The following is a 17,430-nucleotide window of genomic DNA, read 5'->3' as shown; positions in this document are numbered from 1 at the left end:
TTTCAATGGAGTGTCGACATGGGAAGTAAAGACCTGCCGGTATAAGCGGGAGGTTGCTGCATATTACCTGATCAAAGTTACATCACCTTTGTAGATCAATCTGACACCATCAGAAAACTCCACATCAATCATATATACATATACCCCAGGTTCAGCAGATGATCCTTTGAACCTTCCATCCCAAATGACCACTCCTCCCGGATCCGGACCCAGGTTTTGAACAGATGATACGAGGTCACCCCAACGATTGAAGATGCGGCCTGCGCGGATCGCGATCACTCCGGACCCACTAAAGAATCTAAAATCCTGGTTGGCACTCAATTGGTCTGGTCTGAAAGCATTCGGTATAAATACAGATCGCCGCTGGTCTACGGTGATAGCGATTTCATTGGTAGCCTTGCAGCCTGATTGATCGATAGCAGTACCACTGAATACAGTACTCCTGCTTGGACTGACGCTGATGAGTGAACAGTCAGCATTAAGACAATTGACTTCGCCGAGGTCTTGCCAATTGACTTTTGAAAGTGGGCTATTACCTACCACGGTGATCACCAGGCTATCGCCAAGCCGAATTGTTTTATCGGGCCCAAAGTCAACATTGAATCGGGTGGGATCGGTCACGGTAATCGTGGTATCCAGCGCACATCCTTTTCTGTCGAATATAGTTAGTTGATACGCCCCGGCTTTGAGCGGAATAGAGTTGGCTATAGGTATACTGCCGCCATTATTGATGGAGTAAGAATAGCTGGCTCCGTTGCCTCCACTGACTGAAGTGACGAAAACATTGGCCGTATCTCCTGCACATCGGGGCATAAAATTAACGGCAAGATTGGCAGTGATGTCAGGAGGAGCAGCCATGGTGATATTATTCAAGGTGTCCTTACATCCTTTGCTGTCACTGACGATGACAGCGTATACACCAGGCACTACGCCACGAATAAAATTGGTATCGGGATAGTTTGGTGTCCAGGTGTGAACGATTGCGCCGGCGTTGCCACCGGCTACCTTGACACCTACCTGCCCATCATCAGAGCCGGGACAGGTGATCGGCCTGGTCTTGATCGAATCGAGGGTCACATTTAATACCGGTGGTTCTGTGATGACTAAGGAATCTAAAAAAGAACAATTATTAAGATCTGTAACCAGGATAGCATACCTGCCGGCGCTTAAGCCAGACCTTATGCTATTGGTATCACTATCATTCCATAGATATTTATAAGGAGAAGTGCCTCCAAAAGCAATATAATTGACGGATCCGTTACTTTGTCCAAAGCAGATGATATCATTGACTGCGGTCCGTATCGGATCACGTATGATAGCGGTGGGTGAGGAGATGTTAAACGAAAGAGAGGTACTACAACCATTGCCGTCGGTGATGCGAACGGATTGATTACCAGCGCACAAGCTATCTGCTACAGCTATGACAGCACCAAGTGATTTCTCTCCCGAAGCCCAACTGATCAAAAAATTGTTTTGCGGATCAGTACCACCTGATACCAGGAGGCGAGCCTGACCGGTACAATCCCCGGTGCCAGCACATTTGACTCCCCTGAAAGCAGTGGTGTCGAAGACCCCCACTATTTTAGGAGGTTCTATAAGCTCAGTATTCACTACCAGGCTGGGGCATTGATTGGCATCTGTGATGGTGATGGTATATTTTCCAGACACCAGGCGTGTATAAGTGCCAAAATTTTGTGTAGGCCCATTATTCATCGTATAGGTGTAGGGGCCAGTACCCCCGTCAGCCAGCAGATTGATCCTGCCCTGATCCAGTCCGGGACATGGATTGTTAAAGATATTAGAGTCTATGAGTGAAAGTCGTTGGGGTTGGGATAAAATAATAGTGTCTGTGCCTTTACAGCCGACCGAGTCAAATACGTTGACCCAGGTCTTGATATTGCCAGGTACATTCTTGGCTGTCTGCAGGGTATCACCGGTACTCCAGACATACGACTTGATAGAGTATTGGGTTATAGGCCTTGCAGTGAGGGTAGCAGTGCCTCCAAAACACAAGATTTTGGTCGTATCAATGGTGACAGGGAAAGTGGGGAGCGTGAAAGAAAATGCCAGCAGGTTGGTAGCATCAAAATTGGCCACACAATTATTAGCATCTGTGATATTGACGCTGTAAGATCCTGAGGTAAGCCCGGTCCTGGTACTTACATCATCAGGAATGTCATTCCACGTATATCTATAAGGTCCGGTACCACCAATCAGTGGTATAGATATCTGACCGTCTTTGCCAGGAAAACATGACTCCGGTTTGACGACCACATTGATGGTGTCGAGTGGATTGGGCTGCACCAGGTTTATCACTGTGTCAACAAAACAGCCTGAACTTTCTGCCACCCTGACATTAAAGATATCTGCCTGGAGATCATTAAAGATGGCTGGTCTCAGGTTATCCGTTTTGACGCTACCGGAGGGAGTAGAGAGGGTCACCTGGTCACCGGTCATGGTAGAGCCATCCGAAAAGCTTCTTCCTATTCTCAGTCGACCATCTGTATTGCCATAACATCGAGGATTGTCTACAGTTAGTGATAGATCTATACGTTTTTGCGGCATCAGGGTAAAATAGGCGGTAGTGTCTGAACAGCCTCTGGCATCATTGATAATTAAGCGAACTGGAAGTTCACCCACCGATGTAAAGGAATTGCCGATTTGTGTCCCTGGTCCTTCCCAATTGGCTAGAAAGGGAGGAAATGCACCTGAAGGATTGGCAAGGACTCTGCCATCATTGACTCCGCTACACCGGGGCAGTCTATCGATGGTATAGGCTGCTTGTACGCCTTCATTGATTAAGGTCACACTGTCCGTTTTTACACATCCTTGCGCATCGGTGATTTTGACAGTATAAGTGCCTGGTGTGAGGTTGGTAATGCGATCACTGACACTATTGGTAGACCATTCGAATCGATACACAGGAGTTCCGCCAGATGCTATGGCCAAAATGCGACCATCCTTACCTTTACAAGAGATATTGTCCCGATTACTGAAATCTATCGAAATATCTGTAATGGCTGAACTGATGGTAAATGTGTCGATCACGGATGAGCCGGTCGCATCTTTGGAGATAAGCTCGTAGGCACCTGAAGCAAGATTAGAAAATATCTGCATTGGTGCGGTAGCTTGGGCAAAATTGACGGTATCCGTGACAGTCGGATTAGCGATCAATTTATAGATAGTGGAGTAGGGGCCGGTACCTCCAAAAACCTGGCCAAACAAAGTCTGTCCACACTGTGAATAATAGGCATCCAGGTTAGAAGAAGGATTGATATTCATGGTACAATCAAAAACACTTCCGGTAGCGGTGGTTAAAGGGATAGAGTTGCCATCTGCATCAGAGAGTTCCAGCCTGGGTAGTGTTGGGCCCGGATTGGGTAATATCCTCACTGTATTAGGGCCGGGAGGACCTTTTATTTTAAAGCATAGCTCCACCAGTGGAGATTCATTGGTAAAATCGTAGGAGTTAAGGTTAAAATCTACCCAGAAAAATTTGATAAATCCCTGAGCCAGGGAATTGGTTACGATTACATTATCTATAGTAGTCTGTAGAATAGGGTTTAAGTTTTTTGCACCAACGTACTCCAAAGCCTGGGGATTAAAACCTACAGTAAATTGAGCGGCGGTAAGGTCAGGTATCCTGCCAATAGAAATCGGATAACATACCTCCTGGCCGATATTTCCATCCATACATCCCAGTTTGATCAGACCGGGATCTTCCATGATGGTGATCCTTTCAGTGATGGAGCAGCCGTTGATGTCTTCTATGAGGATGTCGTAGGTGCCAGGCTGAGGTACGGAGAAAGTCATGGGTTTGCCATTGGTGGCTGGTCCATTGGTAAGGCGACCGATGAGATTGGCGTCCTTGTTATTGAGGATAGAGATTCGGGTATAGTTGGCAGCAGGATCAAACTCAGGCAGACCACCGGTGATGGTGAAAGTACCGGTGTAATTATTAGTTCCATTGTTTTGTGCGGTGACATTGGTCAGGGCCAAGGCATTGAGATATACCACGGAGAATGCAGAGTCTTTGTTGACTGCGATACATGCTCCAGCTACCCCGGCAGCGTTTTTTCCAAAAATGGTATCGTTAGCAAAATTGTCTAAAGTGATAGCGGCAAACCAAAATTGCACAGGTTTGCCATTGTTATAAGCTGCTTGCAGAAAGCCATCATTATTAAATTCTATATTACCATTGGCTTGTCCTTTCGAAATCCACATTCCTTGTTTTTGATTTACCGGTGACCCATTAACGATGATGGGCGATTTTTTATTAAGACATAAATCAGTCAGGACAGTTGTAAGGCTTGGACCATCTATAGTGGGCTTGCAATCATAGAATGCATAACCGATTCCAGGCGTAGTTGAGGGTTTTGGATCCCCCTGAAACAAAACATCCTGATTATGTACGATATTCAATCGATCTCCAAAGCAGAGATACTTAATATTATTAGACTTATTTAGTGTGTTAGGGGTGATTTTGAAGGTGCCGGCACTGGTGCCAACACAAGGGGCAGACCTAAAACCGGAGGAAGTGCCGAGGATGCCTTCAAAGCGCATGGCTTCAGGTCTTTGGGCGGAAACAGAAAAAAAACAAAAAAATAAAATGAATAATAGGTAAAAAGTTGGACGGCTATTCATTGGATTAAATATAATGTGGATCGGGTCGCTGGGATTAGAACCGCAAAGGTAATCAAGCACCCAGACTAGATCCAATTTTAACACAGTATTCTTCTAAACGATGATCGCCTTTACCTTATTATGATAAAAGCGATCTTAAATTTTTTGTTAGTAAAACCTTGTTAGACTTTAAGACTTTGGCTCCAGATCTGACATGTGTCGGATCACGCCATTGACCCCTTTGGCTTTGAGCACCTCTACAAAAGAGGCCGCCTCCTCGCGAGTCGCAAACTTGCCCACGGTGATTTTATAAAGGACCGCATTGGTTTCTTTATTTTTTTGGTTAAAAACCTGCACAGTCTGGTTAAATTCTTTTTTCAATTTATTCACTTCATTAAACACATTGGCAGCATCAGAATACACCCCTACCTGGATTCGATATTGGTCTGCACTGCCGCCATCAGCCGGAGCTGAGGCTACCTTCTTTTTGGGCGAGACAGTTTTAGCAGGAATCGTTGCCGTAGTTGGTTTGGTATTTTTAGCCACTTCAGTTGCTTTAGGGAGACCAGGCTCTCTGTGTACCGTGATAAATGCCGGCTTGGCACTTTCGGTGGTGGTGGTTTTAACAGGTACAGCAGAATAATTAGCCGCATTCTGGCTGGAAGCCAAAGTAGCAGTGCCATTGTTCGTGCCGGATACACCAGATAAAGACTCAGCCTCCCTATAAGCAGACCTATGATTTTGTAATATTTTAAGCAGATCACTGGCAGCCAGGCTTTTTTCATATTTGCCAAGCATATTGCCCTCCCCATTGAGTATGATGATCGTGGGCAGATATTGTACTTTATACTTTTGTTTCCACACAAAGCCATCGATGTTTTCTACATCTACTTTGACGGGTACATAATTGGCATCAACATAGGATGACAAGGCCGTATTTTTAAAAGTATGTTCATCCATCCACTTACATGGGTCACACCATTTCGCATAAAATTCGATGAAATAAAGCTTGGATTCATTCCTGGCTTTCTCCCTGGCAGATTCTACTGTCCCATTGAAGAATATGACCTCTGCTTGTTCTGCAGCCAGATGGCCTACAAATATAAAGATCAAGATCACCGATCCTATCCATTTAATTGTTTTCATGATTGCCTCCTTTGGTTTAAATTATTAATTATGATCGTATAGGTATAAAAACCTCATCGACATTATATCAGCAATTAGCGTACCAGTTTTGGTTATATTTATTTTAATACAATTATAAAATGCTGATTATTAATAAAATATAAGTTATAAAATAATTTAATATTATTTTATCAGATAGCCGGCGAATCCGAATATTTTATACATTTGTGACATGAGTGGAGATATTACGGTGGCCATCACTGGCATTGAAGGGTATGTACCTGATGATATATTGACCAATAAAGACCTCGAAACCCTGGTAGACACCAATGATGCCTGGATCATGGAGCGGGTAGGTATCCGCGAAAGAAGGATCCTGAAAGACCCGGACAAGGCTGCTGCATTTATGGGAGCCGAAGCGGTAAAAGGTTTGCTCAAAAAAACCAATACCAATCCTGATGATGTGGAGTTATTGATTTGCGCGACCGTGACCGGAGATTATGTAGTCCCGGATACGGCCAATCAAATCTGTAAGCTGAGTGGGATCAACCATGCCTATGGATTTGACCTCAATGCCGCTTGCTCAGGATTTTTGTTTGCTTTGGCTACCGGTACACAGTTTGTCAAATCAGGCATGCATCGCAAAGTAATCGTGGTGGGCAGTGATAAAATGTCTACCATCACCGATTATACCGACCGATCCACCTGTATTTTGTTTGGAGATGGCGCCGGAGCCGTATTGCTGGAGCCTTCGCTCAATGATTTTGGGATCGAGGAGATATCGCTCCATGGTGATGCAGGAGGCAAAGATATGTTGCGTATAAAGTCAGGCGGCTCACTGCGACCACCTTCTATCGAAACGGTGACCAATAAAGAACATTATGTGTGGCAGGATGGCAAAGTGGTATTCAAAGCTGCGGTCAAAGGCATGGCGGAGGCAGTGAAGGAAGTGATCAGCAAAGCCGGGCATCAGTCTGCAGATATCGATTGGATAGTTCCTCACCAGGCAAATCAGCGTATCATCAAAGCAGTGGCAGAGATGTTGGATTTTCCCCTGGAAAAAGTCATGATCAATATTCACAAATACGGCAATACGACTGCCGCTACTATCCCATTATGTCTGTGGGAGTATGAATCGCAGCTCAAAGAAGGGGATAAACTCGTGCTCACTGCTTTTGGAGGGGGATACACCTGGGGAGCCATCCTTTTGACCTGGGCTTATGATGGTAAAAAGCAATAAAAAAAACCTGTTTTACTGTTCGAATCAGGTGTAAGTATTTGTAAGTTAATACTTTATTCAATTTATTACCTTATAGGCTTATTCCACCAGCTAATTGGATAATTACCAATCATATTCTTATCTTTGCGGCCGCTAAAAGATAAAAAAATATGGCTTTTACTACAGAAATTAGAAATGGTATGTGTCTCAATCACAACAATGATTTGTGGTCTGTGATCGAGTTTCAACATGTCAAAAGTGCCCGTAGTGCTGCTTTTGTGCGCACCAAGCTCAAAAGTATGACTACCGGTAAGACTATTGAATATTCCTTTTCAGCAGGAACCAAATATGACGAAGTGCGGATGGAGCGACGCAAATACCAGTTTCTTTACAAAGACGACCAGGGTTACAATTTTATGAATAATGAAAATTATGACCAGGTATTGATCCAGGATGGCATGATCGATGGCATCGAGTTTCTAAAGGAAGGTATGGATGTCGAAATCTTGTTTCATGCCGAAAATGAGACCCCACTCAGTGTCAGTTTGCCGCCATTTATGATACTCGAAGTCGTGTATACAGAGCCGGGGATAAAAGGAGACACGGCAACCAATGCCCTGAAGCCTGCTAAATTGGAAACCGGAGCAGAAATCAAAGTCCCTTTATTTGTGAATGAAGGTGATAAAATAAAAATAGATACTCAGAATAGGTCGTATATTGAACGAGTAAAAAACTAGTCCATATGGAGCTTAAAGAAATTCAGGAACTTATCAGGATGATGAGTAAATCAGGCCTGGCTGAGCTTAAAATGAAAAAAGGTGATTTTGAGCTGGTACTCCGAACAGATATGGCCAGAGATACTATCACCTACGCATCTGCACCCAGCCCGATGGTCATGGCTCCGGCAGCTACCACTCAGGCTCCACCAGCTCAACAAGATACGAAAAGTACCAGCCCGGCAGCAGCACCAAGTACGCCAGAGGTTTCCAATAACTATGTAGAGATCAAGAGCCCTATGGTGGGTACATTTTATAGGTCACCTTCACCAGACAAAGCTCCATATATAAAAGTCGGAGACAAGGTGGAGACCGGTCAGGTTGTATGTATGATCGAAGCAATGAAATTATTCAATGAGATTGAAAGTGAGATCTCAGGTACTATAGTTAAAATCCTGGTAGAAGATGCTGCTCCAGTAGAATATGATCAGGTATTATTTTTGGTAGAACCGGCATAATGCCACAGCCAGCTTCATATGTTCAATAAAATATTGATAGCCAACCGGGGCGAAATAGCACTCCGGGTGATTAGAACTTGCAAAGAAATGGGGATTAAGACCGTGGCAGTATATTCTACAGCCGATCGGGATAGTCTGCACGTGAGATTTGCAGATGAAGCGGTTTGCATCGGACCACCGGCCAGCAGCGAATCATATCTTAGTATCCCCAAGATCATATCAGCAGTAGAAATCACTAATGCCGATGCTGTACATCCGGGATATGGATTTTTGGCCGAAAATGCAAGATTTGCAGAAGTCTGCACCGATTATGGGATCAAATTCATAGGTCCTACCCCGGACCAGATAAGGTCGATGGGGGACAAGATCACAGCTAAAGAAACTATGATCAAGTCGAAAGTGCCTGTAGTGCCCGGCAGTGATGGCTTGCTCAAAGATTTGAAACAAGCCGGTAAGCTTGCGAAAGATATTGGTTACCCGGTCATACTCAAAGCGACTGCAGGGGGTGGTGGCAAAGGCATGCGGGTAGTTTGGGAAGAGTCTGATCTGGAGAATATGTGGAATGTCGCCCGCAATGAAGCCAAAGCAGCCTTTGGCAATGATGGGATCTATATCGAAAAATTTATTGAAGAACCAAGGCATATTGAGTTTCAGATCATCGGCGATCAATTTGGTAATGTCATCCATCTCTCAGAAAGGGATTGCTCTATCCAGCGACGACATCAGAAATTGGTAGAAGAATCTCCCTCTCCATTTATGACTGATAAGTTGAGGAAAAAAATGGGAGAAGCTGCCATTGCCGCCGGCAAAGCCATCAATTATGAAGGAGTGGGCACCATAGAATTTCTGGTCGATAAATATCAGAACTTCTATTTTATGGAAATGAATACCCGCATCCAGGTAGAACATCCGGTGACGGAGGAAGTGATAGACCATGATCTCATCAAAGAACAAATCAAAGTAGCCGCAGGCATCAAGCTCTCAGGTAAATCTTATTTTCCAAAGATGTGGGCGATGGAATGTCGCATCAATGCAGAAGATCCATTTAATGATTTCAGACCTAGCCCTGGTAAGATCACCTCATTCCATACACCTAAAGGACATGGAGTGAGGGTAGATACCCATGCGTATGCCGGATATACTGTACCACCCTATTATGATTCCATGATAGCCAAGTTGATCTGCCGTGCGCATACCCGTGAGGAAGTATTGGCCAAAATGGACAGAGCACTTGATGAATTTATCGTCGAAGGGGTAAAAACTACAGTACCTTTCCACCAATTACTCATGGATAATGAAGATTTTAAAAAGGGTAATTATAATACAGGTTTTTTAAACAATTGGGACTTTAAGAATCTCAAATGATCTGGGGGTGCCAGGCTCATCGCGCCTGCAAGGCTATAAGATATGGAGACACTGGTCAAACTATTTGTATACATCAAGCCGTATAAGTCCAGGCTGGTACTGGCTGCTTTGTTCAATTTGTTGTTGGCAATATTTACTGTAGTGACCATACCGGCATTTATTCCATTTTTTCAAATATTGTTTGATACACAAGCGTCTACAACCTCCGTGAGTGCTCCCGGAATCCTCCAGGAAATAAAATCTTTTTTTGGCAATATGATTCTGACCCAGGGCAAACCGGCAGCATTGGTGTATGTATGTCTCTTTATCCTCCTGGCGACTTTTTTTAAAAATCTCTTCAAATATCTATCGCAGTATATGATGAGTCCTTTGCGTACTGGGATCATCCGCGACATCCGCGAAAAGCTGTATGACAAAATACTGCAGCTGCCGCTCACCTATTTTAGCAACGAAAGAAAAGGTGATCTTATGTCGAGAATGACCAATGATGTGACGGAAATAGAATGGTCTGTGATCACAACGGTAGAAGCCTTATTTAGGGAGCCTATCATATTAATAGGTAGCCTGGCCTTTATGATCTATGTCAGCCCAGCTTTGACAGGTATAGTTTTTTTGCTGATGATCGTGATCGGATATCTCATCGGAGGTGTCTCCCGCAGACTAAAAAAACAATCGCAGGAAGCTCAAGATCAACTAGGATTGGTCAATAGTACGCTGGAGGAGACTATCGGTGGTGTGAGGATCATCAAAGGATTTAATGCCGAACCCTTTATGATGAACAGGTTTAAAAAGGAAAATGATGGGTATCGGGTCATGAGTTGGAATATGCTCAAGCGTAGGGATTTGGCATCACCCTTGTCTGAGTTTTTAGGGGTGACCGCAGTGATCGTTTTGTTATATGTAGGCAGCAAACAAGTATTTGCCCATCAAATCTCACCTGAAATATTTTTAACCTTCATTTTTGCATTCTACAGTGTAATCGATCCCAGCAAAGCTTTATCCCAGGCATGGTTTAATCTTCAGAAAGCGAGTGCAGCACTCAACCGGATAGAGCAGGTACTGAATACTCCGAATGATATTCAAAACCAGTCCAACCCTATCGTACCTAATGGGTTTAACCACGCTATACAATTTAAAAATGTTTCGTTTAGATACCAGCAAGATCAATCATGGGTGTTGAGAAATATCAATCTGGAGATACCAAAAGGCAAAACTGTTGCACTGGTCGGTAGATCGGGATCCGGCAAAAGCACTATGGTAGATTTGCTCCCGAGGTTTTACGATGTAACTGAAGGTGAGATCTTGATCGATGGAGTCAATATAAAATCAATGGATTTGAGTGCGCTCCGACAAATGTTTGCTATCGTGACTCAGGAAGCGATCCTGTTTCATGGGTCGATTGAGGACAATATCAGGTTCGGTAGTGAGGCGCCTTCTGACGAGATCAGGGAGTTTGCCCAGGTAGCACATGCCGCAGAATTTATAGGACACGCACCAGGTGGGTATGCATCTCAGATCGGTGATCGGGGTCAAAAACTCTCAGGAGGTCAAAGGCAACGGCTCACCCTGGCCAGGGCTTTGCTGAGGAAGTCACCATTGCTCATTTTGGATGAAGCTACTTCTGCTCTCGATTCGGAATCAGAAAAGCTCATTCAAAATGCCCTGGATAAAGTACTGCCTGATAAAACGGCCATCGTGATCGCACATAGGCTCAATACGATCAAGCAAGCAGATCTCATCGTCGTCCTGGAGGATGGGGCAATTGCGCAGGTAGGCACCCACAATGAACTCATAACGCAAGGCGGAGTATATCATAAAATGCTCGAACAGCAAGTCTGACGCTGTGTTAAGCATATTCGTTTTTTCTGTTAGCTTATATTTGTCTTAAATTATTGTCCGGAATGAAGGTGATTATAAGCAATAAAATTAAATGGCTTTTGATAGGGGTACTCCATGTATGCCTGGGCAATATGATCGTCCTGGGCCAAAACATTGGCAATGAATATATGGTCCCCTTTCCTAATGATACTTTGTTATACATGACTGATTTTTTACCCAAAGGTGTACGCTGTGACAATTTTGGCAGCGATAGCACTAAGTGGGACCTTAATGGAGTCAAAGCGCCTTATATCCGAAAGACTGTGGTCAATCAAGTGGAGGAACCCTCAAGCCTGTTTTTTGGGTCGACAGGCACTATCGCTATCGGGAAAAATGCAGTAGAGTATTTAAAGATTGGAGGAGACTCAGTATCGTCATTTGGATTGGATCGTATAGATCTGTTTGGTGATGGTCATCAGTACTACGGAAAATATATAACACCAAGAATTTATAGACCCCTGGAGACCGCACCGGATCACCAACCGACTTTGCTATCCAATAAACTAATCTACCAGATCGATTTGACCAACCTGCCACCCTCCTTAAAAAGTCAGCTGCCTTATCCTCCGGATTCGGTCAGGGTCATCACCTCAATTGAAGAAAGAACTATAAGCTTTAAAGACATCACGCTTGATCTCAATCTGGAAAGAAACAACACGATTCTATATCACAAACTCATCGTGTTAACGACCATACTCGAGACCCGCAAATCCAATCTGGACTGGCAGAATATCACCAGGTTTGTAAGATATCCTTCCTTGTTTAAATCAGATACGATTAGAAAATCATCTTTTTATACTCAAGCCACTCAAGAGCATGTGGCCACCATTTTTTACAAATCGCTCACAGAGCCTGATCGTATCATCTATAAGGCACCAGATACATTTAAAGATTTGACGATCATCCAGGATTTTAACTCAGGATTATACTTCTTTCCTAACCCTTATACGGTGGGTACGCTTCGATGTGAACTCAATATACCTGCAGCAGGATTGTACACGCTGAGGATTGTCAATTTAGTGGGGACCGAAATTAAGCGAGAAAACTACTATCTCGAAGCGAATAAAACATTTGATTTGGATCTCACTGCATTGTCCAAAGGCACATATTTCATAGCGCTGGAACAGGATAAAAATCACGTGATTTCGACCAAAAGATTATTGGTGATCAAGTCTTAGGCTTTAAAATAAGCCTCAATCACAGTAGGATAGTGTTCATACTCCAGTAGGTGTACTTTACCGGCGATGTCGATAGGCGTGTCTAATTTATCCACTTCACATTTTGCCTGAAAGATGATGCGGCCTTCATCAAATCGTTGATTGACTTCATGGATCGTGATGCCGGTATATCGCTCCTCGTTTTTCCATACTGCCTCATGCACATGCATGCCATACATGCCTTTACCGCCGTATTTAGGCAATAAAGCAGGGTGGATATTGATTATTTTTTTATCAAACCTGGCTATTAAATATTCCGGCACTAACCATAAAAAACCAGCCAAAACGATGCCGTAGATGGCATGTTCTTTGAGCTTCTTTAGTAGGCTTTCTCCTGATCCATAATATGATTTTCGATCCAGCACCAGGTAGGGTATACCTGCTGATTTGGCTATGTCCAATACGCCAGCTTCTTTATGGCTGGACACGATAAGTCCTATTTTTATAGTAGGATGCAGTTTAAAATGGTCGATGATTTTTTTAGCATTGCTTCCTTTGCCTGAGGCAAATATGGCTATTGATTTCATGGATGGGTGAGAGGAGGTACCTATTGCAGCAAAGGCTTAAATTTAGAGGCTGAAGATGGGTCTAACCTGCTGAGTATATTATGAATGCTCTGTTGTTGAGGTTTATCTCCCTTCTTAAAGATCTCCACGATCTCGGTCGATTTTTCATCTACGAATATTTGTATCCATAGTGAGGTGGGATAATTTCTTTTGGCAATATCGATGGTCTCCAGTGCTTTGGCTATTGCTGCCCGACCTTCAGTACTATTCTGAGACATGATGTCCAGCCCTTGACGATGATAAGCGTACCAGGCGGTGCGCATAGACCTTAATCTGGGGCTCATGATGTTTTCCAAGAGCCAGTATCTATTGCGATTGTCGTCACCGGGTAGCCACCCTTCTCCAGACATCGTGCTGGGTATGGTATTTACTATATTTTGACAAATCAATAAATAATCATTGCCGCCATTGGTAGCGAAGCTATCATAGTCAAGTCCAAGGATCAGATGAGCATAAAAAGCCAGTAAAGCGGTCAATCGATCAGAAAAAGCATTCTGCACATAGTTTAAAGGCCTGTTTGGTTCGTAATTGAAGACCACGTTACGATCCATATAATTGAGGATGGTCGTTTCGTAGGTGCTGCCAAAAGTGGGCCTGGAGGCAGACACGGTCAAGTCGGCTTTGAAAGTAGATCCATTGACTTCCTCGCGAATGGTAAGTATAAAATTGCACTTGATCCGCTCATGCAATTGATATTTATCGTTTGTCCACGCCCTGCTATTTATAAATTTTTTTGCGTCGTCTTCGAGACTCCTGAATACTTTTGGATCAGTGGTCTGGAGTTTGGGCGTATTGACTTTGAACTGTGCGCTAAACTCCTGGGAATGTCCTGCCAGGCCACAAACCATTAAAATTATTGCCAGAAAAGATTTTAATTTCATTTTTTTTCATTTAATAAGGTAAGGATGGCCTGGAGTATATCCTCCGCTACTGCTGATTTAGCTTTTAACTTAAATTTTCTGGATTTATTGTTTTTGAAAAAGAAGGTGGTTTTATTTGTGTCACCACCAAATCCAGCTCCCGGATCTAAAAGTGAATTGAGCACCACCATATCAAAATTTTTCTTTTTAAGCTTTGCTTTTGCATAGGCTTCTCCTGAGGTACTTTCTAACGCAAAGCCCACATGAATTTGATCGGGGTTTTTGACCTTGCCAAGCTCATAAGCGATATCAGGATTTTTAATGAGTTTAAGATCAAGTTCATTGCCTGTTTTCTTAATTTTTTCCCTGGCGGTGGTGACAGGTCTATAGTCTGCTACGGCGGCGGCGAAAATACAGATGTCTGCGGTAGCATGATGTGTAGAAGTAGCATGTAACATGTCCAGTGCGGACCTGACTCGAATCACCTCTACGCGAGGAGAAGCAGGCATTAACGAAGAAGGACCTAATACGAGGGTCACCTGCGCGCCCTGATCAGCCATTGAATCCGCCAGGGCTATTCCCATTTTGCCTGAACTAGCATTGCCGATGTAGCGGACAGGGTCTATGGATTCATAGGTGGGACCAGCCGTGATCAGAACATGCTTTTTTGAGAAGGAGGAGGATTTTTTGAAAATGTATGTTGCCAAATAGGCTACGATCTCCTCTGGTTCTGCCATTCGGCCTTCACCAGTCAAGCCACTGGCCAGGTAGCCATCTCCTACCGGGACGATCTTTACCTCACGTTCTGTAAGGGTCTTTACATTTTGCTTTGTGGCGGCATGATGCCACATGTCCATATCCATCGAAGGCGCCACGATCACAGGGCATCTGGCAGCCAGGTGGCAGGCAGTCAGCATATCTTCAGCCATACCATGGGCTATTTTGGCAATAGTATTGGCAGTAGCCGGTGCTATCAGGAAGGCATCAGCCCATAAACTTAATTCGATATGATTGTTCCAGGACTGTTGATCAGAAGTATTCCAATAAACAGGGTGGTGGGTGATGGCTTCAAAAGTAAGTGGTGTCACAAAAGTAATGGCCTTGGCGGTCATGACTACCCTGACTTCGGCTCCCTGTTTTTGCAGGGACCTTACCAAAAATACAGATTTATAAGCAGCTATACTTCCACTGACACCAAGCAGTATTTTTTTACCTGACAGATCACCCATGGGGAGGATGGGTTAAGATTATTCTTTATAACTACCTTCAGCTAGGCCAGCTATATCTTCACGGCTAGGCAGGTCAGCGTAACGATAGTTGAGAGCACCTTCAAGAAATTCCTCCGTTGCGAGGATGGCAGAATTAGGAAGTTTTTCGTAGAATTTTGAAATCTCGATTTGCTCTTTGTTTTCATGTACTTCTTCAATGGTATCTGAACTGACAGCAAATTCTTCCAATTTAAAATGGAGTTCTTTTTTTATCTCCATGTTTAATTGATTGGCTCGCTTTGAAATGATACTGATCGTCTCATACAAATTGCCAGTCTTTTCTGCCATGGCTTTTATATCCCGGGCTCTTACATTAGGATCCACTCCCTGCACTTTGTTTTTGATGTCCGACATTTTTTAATTGTTTTAATTTACTTTTAGAAATTTGAATATAGTCCTGCACTTCCTGCTTGTTGGTACTTTTAGGAAACTTAGATATAAAAAGGCTGGAGAAAGTAATACAGTCATTGTACCGGTCCTCTTTCTTTTCAAAGATGCTTTTTTCAGCATATAAGAAGCTTGATTTGCAGATAAGAAAACGAATCTGCTCCACATCTTTACTATCAGGATAATCTTTGAGCACATTGCTGAATGTGGTTATAGCCGCCTGATATTGTCCCATATTATAATATTGCTCACCCTGGCTAAATGCTTTGGTCTCCAGTTTTTTCCTCAGGCCCTCGATCAGTTTGTTGCATTCTTTGGCTCTGTCAGTAGTGGGGTAAGTATTGACAAATGTCTGCAGCGCATCCATCGCTTTTGTGGATGGCTCCTGATCTAATCTAAAATTGGGCGATTGTAAGTACAAAGAGTAGGCGTGCATATACTCCATCTCCTCCTTGTAGGGACTATAGACGAAGGTGGTAGCAAAGTTTTTGAAAGCAGAAGCTGCAAGTGTATAATCCTTTTGATAATAATAGGTATAAGCAAACATATAATTGAGTTGCTCAAATTCTTTTTTGCCGCGGAAAGAGCTGACTATCAATTCAAAAAGTGTTTGAGTTTTGGAGTATTCTTTGTTTTCAAAATACTCCACTGCTTTCTTATACATGGTATCAGTGTCATTGCTGGTCCTGATTTTTTCAAACTCGCTTTTACACGAAATGGTCAGAGCAACACAAAAAACCAACAGTACCCGGATAAAGGATTTAAACATGGGCGGCAAATTTACGATTATTTCACATTTAAAACGATATTTTCTACTCACAGTGGCTTGAATTTCTGTAGTTTATCTTTACCAATATGTTAAAAATACAAGTTTGATCGTGATCAGATTAATTAATGCCTTAGATCATTTTGATTAAGATGGAGTAAAGATTAGATTTACCGGATAAACTATAAAACATGGATTTAAAAGCAAGCGTATCGACTTTAATGAAAAAAGAACTGATCACCGTTTCTGAAGAGGATAGCCTGGAGCGGATCAAAGAAATATTCAATCTTTATGATTTTCATCACATTCCGGTGGTGCAGTACAAGAAATTGATTGGTTTGATCAGTCTTTCGGATATTTCATTTTTGATCGATCCGTCGGTGATTGAACTAGGGAGCCTGGAAGCCGCCGTGTTTGATACCACCTGGATCAAAGCCAAAAATGTGATGCGTACACGCTTGGGCAAACTTGAACCTGATGATAGAATCGAGGTTGCTATTGATATATTTTTAAATAATAATTTTCATTGTCTACCTGTGGTAAAAGGTGACGAATTAGTAGGCATGGTTACTCCGGTGGATATATTAAGGGCTTTGGTATAAAAAAGCTGCCCTTGCGACCGGTATTCCATTATTGATGTAGGTTAAGCTCAGGCGCGCTTGACCAAGCCTATGATCCAAAGCAATACCAAAGCTCCGATCACTGCAGTCAGTATAGTCCCCAATAATCCACCTCCGAGAGACAACCCTAATGCCCCAAAAAGCCACCCGCCAATATAACTGCCTATAATGCCTATTACAATATTACCCAGAAGGCCAAAACCGTAGCCAGATTTGATCAGGCCAGCGAGCCATCCAGCCACTGCGCCAATAATGATGGGATAAAGCCAGGATAAATTATTCATTTTAAATTAGTTAAATGA

Annotated in this window: 15 protein-coding genes; 7 read left to right on the top strand and 8 right to left on the bottom strand. The window is 43.2% G+C overall.

Translation table 11 applies throughout. From position 1 onward, the window contains the following. Positions 1-63: 63 nt before the first annotated feature. Complete coding sequence (locus IPJ09_09610) at positions 64-4,644, bottom strand: gliding motility-associated C-terminal domain-containing protein (protein MBK7371681.1); 4,581 nt, start codon at positions 4,642-4,644, stop codon at positions 64-66. Positions 4,645-4,812: 168 nt separating this feature from the next. Further along, positions 4,813-5,769 carry a thioredoxin family protein gene (locus IPJ09_09605; GenBank protein MBK7371680.1) on the bottom strand — a complete coding sequence of 319 codons (957 nt, stop codon included), beginning with the start codon at positions 5,767-5,769 and terminating at the stop codon, positions 4,813-4,815. Positions 5,770-5,980: 211 nt separating this feature from the next. On the opposite strand from IPJ09_09605, the gene IPJ09_09600 reads away from it, so the two are divergent. The 6 genes from IPJ09_09600 (at position 5,981) to IPJ09_09575 (ending at position 12,622) form a co-directional block, all read left to right on the top strand. Then, positions 5,981-6,988, top strand: a complete 1,008-nt coding sequence (locus IPJ09_09600) for a ketoacyl-ACP synthase III (protein ID MBK7371679.1) — start codon at positions 5,981-5,983, stop codon at positions 6,986-6,988. Between the two features lie 149 nt (positions 6,989-7,137). Then, the gene (gene efp / locus IPJ09_09595) at positions 7,138-7,704 is read left to right on the top strand and encodes an elongation factor P (GenBank protein ID MBK7371678.1); all 567 of its coding nucleotides are present in this window, start codon (positions 7,138-7,140) and stop codon (positions 7,702-7,704) included. A gap of 5 nt (positions 7,705-7,709) precedes the next feature. Continuing rightward, positions 7,710-8,201, top strand: coding sequence for an acetyl-CoA carboxylase biotin carboxyl carrier protein (gene accB / locus IPJ09_09590; GenBank protein MBK7371677.1), 492 nt, complete (start codon positions 7,710-7,712; stop codon positions 8,199-8,201). An 18-nt stretch (positions 8,202-8,219) separates the two neighbouring features. Then, a complete protein-coding gene (accC, locus tag IPJ09_09585) occupies positions 8,220-9,566 on the top strand; it encodes an acetyl-CoA carboxylase biotin carboxylase subunit (GenBank protein MBK7371676.1) in 1,347 nt (448 codons plus the stop codon). 42 nt (positions 9,567-9,608) lie between these two features. Continuing rightward, positions 9,609-11,405, top strand: a complete 1,797-nt coding sequence (locus IPJ09_09580; GenBank protein ID MBK7371675.1) for an ABC transporter ATP-binding protein — start codon at positions 9,609-9,611, stop codon at positions 11,403-11,405. Between the two features lie 62 nt (positions 11,406-11,467). Continuing rightward, positions 11,468-12,622, top strand: a complete 1,155-nt coding sequence (locus IPJ09_09575; GenBank protein ID MBK7371674.1) for a T9SS type A sorting domain-containing protein — start codon at positions 11,468-11,470, stop codon at positions 12,620-12,622. Here the strand turns inward: IPJ09_09575 and IPJ09_09570 are convergent. From IPJ09_09570 to bamD, 5 genes are read right to left on the bottom strand one after another with little or no spacing between them, the layout of a single operon-like run. After that, on the bottom strand, positions 12,619-13,188 hold the full coding sequence (locus IPJ09_09570; GenBank protein MBK7371673.1) for a phosphoribosylglycinamide formyltransferase: 570 nt from the start codon (positions 13,186-13,188) through the stop codon (positions 12,619-12,621). The genes IPJ09_09575 and IPJ09_09570 overlap by 4 nt on opposite strands. A gap of 20 nt (positions 13,189-13,208) precedes the next feature. Then, positions 13,209-14,108 (bottom strand): DUF4835 family protein, encoded by a 900-nt coding sequence (locus IPJ09_09565; protein ID MBK7371672.1) that lies wholly within the window; start codon positions 14,106-14,108, stop codon positions 13,209-13,211. Then, positions 14,105-15,316, bottom strand: coding sequence for a bifunctional phosphopantothenoylcysteine decarboxylase/phosphopantothenate--cysteine ligase CoaBC (gene coaBC / locus IPJ09_09560; GenBank protein ID MBK7371671.1), 1,212 nt, complete (start codon positions 15,314-15,316; stop codon positions 14,105-14,107). The genes IPJ09_09565 and coaBC overlap by 4 nt, the downstream gene beginning before the upstream one ends. Before the next feature lie 18 nt (positions 15,317-15,334). Continuing rightward, the gene (locus tag IPJ09_09555; GenBank protein ID MBK7371670.1) at positions 15,335-15,709 is read right to left on the bottom strand and encodes a DNA-directed RNA polymerase subunit omega; all 375 of its coding nucleotides are present in this window, start codon (positions 15,707-15,709) and stop codon (positions 15,335-15,337) included. After that, positions 15,669-16,511: an outer membrane protein assembly factor BamD gene (bamD, locus tag IPJ09_09550; protein ID MBK7371669.1), complete on the bottom strand. Its 843-nt coding sequence runs from the start codon at positions 16,509-16,511 to the stop codon at positions 15,669-15,671. Before bamD ends, IPJ09_09555 begins: the two co-directional genes overlap by 41 nt. Positions 16,512-16,699: 188 nt before the next feature. On the opposite strand from bamD, the gene IPJ09_09545 reads away from it, so the two are divergent. Then, positions 16,700-17,110 (top strand): CBS domain-containing protein, encoded by a 411-nt coding sequence (locus tag IPJ09_09545; GenBank protein MBK7371668.1) that lies wholly within the window; start codon positions 16,700-16,702, stop codon positions 17,108-17,110. A gap of 47 nt (positions 17,111-17,157) precedes the next feature. On the opposite strand, the gene IPJ09_09540 is transcribed toward IPJ09_09545, so the two are convergent. Beyond that, positions 17,158-17,412, bottom strand: coding sequence for a GlsB/YeaQ/YmgE family stress response membrane protein (locus IPJ09_09540; GenBank protein MBK7371667.1), 255 nt, complete (start codon positions 17,410-17,412; stop codon positions 17,158-17,160). Positions 17,413-17,430 lie beyond the last annotated feature (18 nt).

The sequence above is a fragment of the Saprospiraceae bacterium genome (assembly GCA_016709995.1).
Taxonomy (GTDB): Bacteria; Bacteroidota; Bacteroidia; order Chitinophagales; family Saprospiraceae; genus JADJLQ01.
This window is presented reverse-complemented; position numbering and strand designations above follow the sequence as displayed.